The organism is Endozoicomonas sp. Z74, assembly GCF_057680865.1.
The window spans coordinates 1-3,359 of record NZ_JBLYZI010000196.1 but is presented as its reverse complement, the minus strand read 5'-3'; the positions used below and the strand labels follow the sequence as shown (position 1 = coordinate 3,359).

General features: G+C 49.3%; 3 protein-coding genes. 2 read left to right on the top strand and 1 reads right to left on the bottom strand.

Annotation, left to right across the window (positions count from 1 at the left end):
• Nucleotides 1-869: 869 nt before the first annotated feature.
• On the top strand, nt 870-1,910 hold the full coding sequence (locus ACNRUY_RS26030) for a porin (protein ID WP_488114581.1): 1,041 nt from the start codon (nt 870-872) through the stop codon (nt 1,908-1,910).
• 302 nt (nt 1,911-2,212) lie between these two features.
• Here ACNRUY_RS26030 and ACNRUY_RS26025 read toward each other — a convergent pair whose 3' ends face one another.
• Nucleotides 2,213-2,569: a hypothetical protein gene (locus ACNRUY_RS26025; protein ID WP_488114580.1), complete on the bottom strand. Its 357-nt coding sequence runs from the start codon at nt 2,567-2,569 to the stop codon at nt 2,213-2,215.
• 241 nt (nt 2,570-2,810) lie between these two features.
• Here ACNRUY_RS26025 and ACNRUY_RS26020 point away from each other — a divergent pair, with 241 nt between their 5' ends.
• Nucleotides 2,811-3,104 carry a hypothetical protein gene (locus tag ACNRUY_RS26020; RefSeq protein WP_488114579.1) on the top strand — a complete coding sequence of 98 codons (294 nt, stop codon included), beginning with the start codon at nt 2,811-2,813 and terminating at the stop codon, nt 3,102-3,104.
• Nucleotides 3,105-3,359: the final 255 nt, after the last annotated feature.

Here is a 3,359-nt window from a genome sequence, read left to right as displayed (position 1 = left end):
CCGGAAATACCTTGTGCATCACCGGCAATGGGTGAGGGCGGCAGAGTTTTATGGAGGACACCGATCTGCTCTGGGGACATCATGGGTATGGACTTCAGGATGTCTTGGAATTGCTGAGGTTTCATGGCTGGAACTCCACTTTACACGACAATTCTCATGCTCAGGGAGTATAGACCATGTTAGCAACATTTAATTTGAACAGCGCCTTCTGTCAGTGTTGCGGCGGGTGCTTAGAGATAAAGTCTGATTCCCGGTTTTCCCCTCCCATGGAAAGGCCTTGTTTATCCCTGAAAACGTTGAGAATCCCGTTTTTCTCCTCATTTGTTTTCTTTTGTGAATTGATTTAAGTCAAGCAAGTGCGAATTTTCCTTTGTCGGATAAGGGCGGGTATACCTGGGTTTTTCGGTATTCACTTAGCTCGTTAAACATCAGTTGTCTTTCATTTTAAAGCTGTTGTTTTATGTAGGGTGTACGTCAGTCAAGGGGTTTAGGCATTACTTAGTGGTTTTTGTCTTAATTTTTTGTGTGTCGAAATAAAAGCAATTCTAAAAAAGTGATTGGGTGATTGGTTTTTTGCATATGACGACGGGGCTTGCGCTTTTGAATAATGCCATCCACAAGTCGCCCGCATCTTCTATTCTGTTTATCGGCGCTGTTTGTTTTATTGACGAGCAGACGAGCTTCGCCGGTCAAGTTGAGGTCCTTACGAGGCTGTTGTGAAAGAGCCTTCGTGAAAGCATCTCATCTGAAGAAAGAAATGCATATAAAGAAAGGCGGCGATGCTTTTGGCTGAACCAGCACCAAAAAGCTGAGCAGAAGCATCAACACAGAATTGCACACACATCACACTGAAATTCAGGAGTAATAGCATGCAAAAGAAAATTCTTGCAGCTGTTGTCGGTTCCATGATCGCCGGTCAGGCCATGGCTGTTACCGTTGTTGACGACGGTACTAACAAAGTGACCATCGGTGGTCACGTTGGTATGCGTTACGTGTACAACAAAGAGTCTGGTGTTGACAACAAGACTGCTGGCGACAGCAGCCGTATCAACTTCGGTTTCGAGTCCAAGCTGACTCAGGACACCACTGCCTTCGCTAAGGCTGAATGGGGTTTTGACACTACCTATTCTGGTGACAACAAAAACAACAGCGACGAGAAGAAAGATTTCTTCTGGCAGCGTCTGGGCTATGTTGGCGTTAAGAACGACCAGCTGGGCTCCGTTTCCTTCGGTAAGCAGTGGTCTTCTTACTCCATGATCGCCGGTTACACCGATATGTTCGCTACTACCGGTGGTGAAGCTTCCGGTTTCTACGGTAACGAAGGTGAGAAGCTGGGTACTTCCCGTGCAGACGATGCTCTGCAATACAATGGCAGCTTCGGTGGCCTGAACGTTTCTGCTCAGATGCAGGCGGGTACTCGTACTCTGGACACTAACGAGAAGCGCGACGGTTCTTACGGTCTGGCTGCCAGCTACGACCTGCCTATGGGCCTGAGCTTTGGTGCGGCTTACAACGAAGCCAAGGTAGACGTCACTGCTGGTGATAACTACAAAGCCAAGTCTGCTATCTTTGGTGTCAAGTTTGAAGCCGACAAGCTCTATGCTGCTTTGACTTACGCTGATCTGAAAAACCGTGACCTGGAAGTGATTGGTGCAGTTGAGAAGGCCAAGGGCCTCGAAGTGTACGGCAGCTACCAGCTGAACGACAGCTTCAAGTTCGAAACTGGCTACAACCAGCTGAAAGACAAGAGCGATAACGCTCCTGACAGCGAACTGAAGTACTTCCCTCTGGGTGTGGTTTACACCACCGGCCCGGTTCAACTGTCCGGTACTTACGTAATTGAAAAGAGTAAGAAAGTCGGTGTTGACGTAAAAGACCGCGCTGTTCTGCAGGCTCGTTACTACTTCTAAGACCGTTGGTTCCCATGTTTTCAGACCTCATAGGTCTCGCATGGGAACAGCGTGCTTTCAGTATCGAGTGCTCCCGTCCTGAGAGTGGGAGCTCGCAAAAGAAAACCGCCTTCGGGCGGTTTTCTTCGTTCTGGATAATACTTTTCCCTTCATACCCCGCGTTGCGCTTCGCAGTGCTCAGCAGCAACCTACGGCCTTCCCGAAGTATTGTGCCTCACGTATTGCTTTACGTAGGTTGCTGCTAAACGGAAGTGAAGCGCAACACAAAAGCCCGGTTTACCTTTGGCCCGCTGAATCTTGGCCTATTTTCCTTCCGGCAGTCTGGCCAGTATCAACGACAGGGTTTGCTTGATTTCAACAATATCCGCCTTTACCTCAACCACATCCGTTTTTACTTGGGTCACATCTTCTTCCAGCCGCTCGAGGCGCATGCAGCTGTCCTGATGCTGTAACCGAACCGTGTCCTCCAGCTGTCCGATTCGCTTGCCTGCGTGGTTAATGCGGCTGTCCACTTCATCCAGGCGTTCGTTGGTCTGGCTCCGGTAATTTCTCAACTCCTTGAGAATCACCCTGATCACCTGAGTGTTCTCATTGTAGTAGCTGGTCAGTTCAGCCTGGTTGGCTTCCAGCGCCTCTACTTTTTTTTCCAGTGGCAGCATGATAGCTCCTCAACAGTTTCTTTTTTTCGATTGGACTGGCTGGGTAAACATAGCCCAGAAAAAGGGTGGCGCCAGTGGTTGCATGAAATTCCCCTGAGGGGCAGAACTCGCTGCATATTCCTGAAACCCTTCTATGCTGTCTGGCTGACCGGAGAAAAAAACAACCCCGGTCATTCCTGCCATTACGAGGTATACTATGACCCCAGAAGAAGCGTACGATTTGGACCGAAGGGTGACGGTTTTGGAAAAAATCGTGGAACAGTGGGATGGCATTCTCAAGGGCATTGAGGGCACCGTGGTGTTGATCCTGCGGGAGCAGCACAAACAGTGGCGGGATATTGAGTTGCTCAAGTCCGATGTCACTGTGCTTAAATCCGATGTTTCGACATTAAAGTCCGACGTGACGGTATTGAAGTCTGATGTAGCTGTATTGAAATCCGATGTGGCCGTGCTGAAATCGGATATGGCGGACGTCAAAATCAGCGTCGCCAAAATCGAAGAGATTCTGATCACGCTGGTGAACAAGCTCTCCTGATCTATTGTGTTGTCCCTCACCCCGGCCCTCTCCCAGAGGGAGAGGGGGCAGAGTGATATGCCCTCTACCAGAGGAGGAGGGAGCAGAAGAGGGTGGTGAGAGAAGGGGGCTTTTCTTCCTCTCCCCTTGGGCTGTCTCTTAGTCACAAATCCTAATCTTGGTTTATCCTTTTCTGAGACAGACCAAGATCATGATGCCACTGCCTCCTCAACAATGGGCTGAACAGACTTTCGGATGTGCCAAGATGGGAGATAC

Excerpts from the sequence above, each read along its gene's own strand:
- ACNRUY_RS26030 (WP_488114581.1), top strand. The coding sequence starts at position 870 with ATGCAAAAGAAAATTCTTGCAGCTGTTGTCGGTTCCATGATCGCCGGT.
- ACNRUY_RS26025 (WP_488114580.1), bottom strand. The coding sequence starts at position 2,569 with ATGCTGCCACTGGAAAAAAAAGTAGAGGCGCTGGAAGCCAACCAGGCT.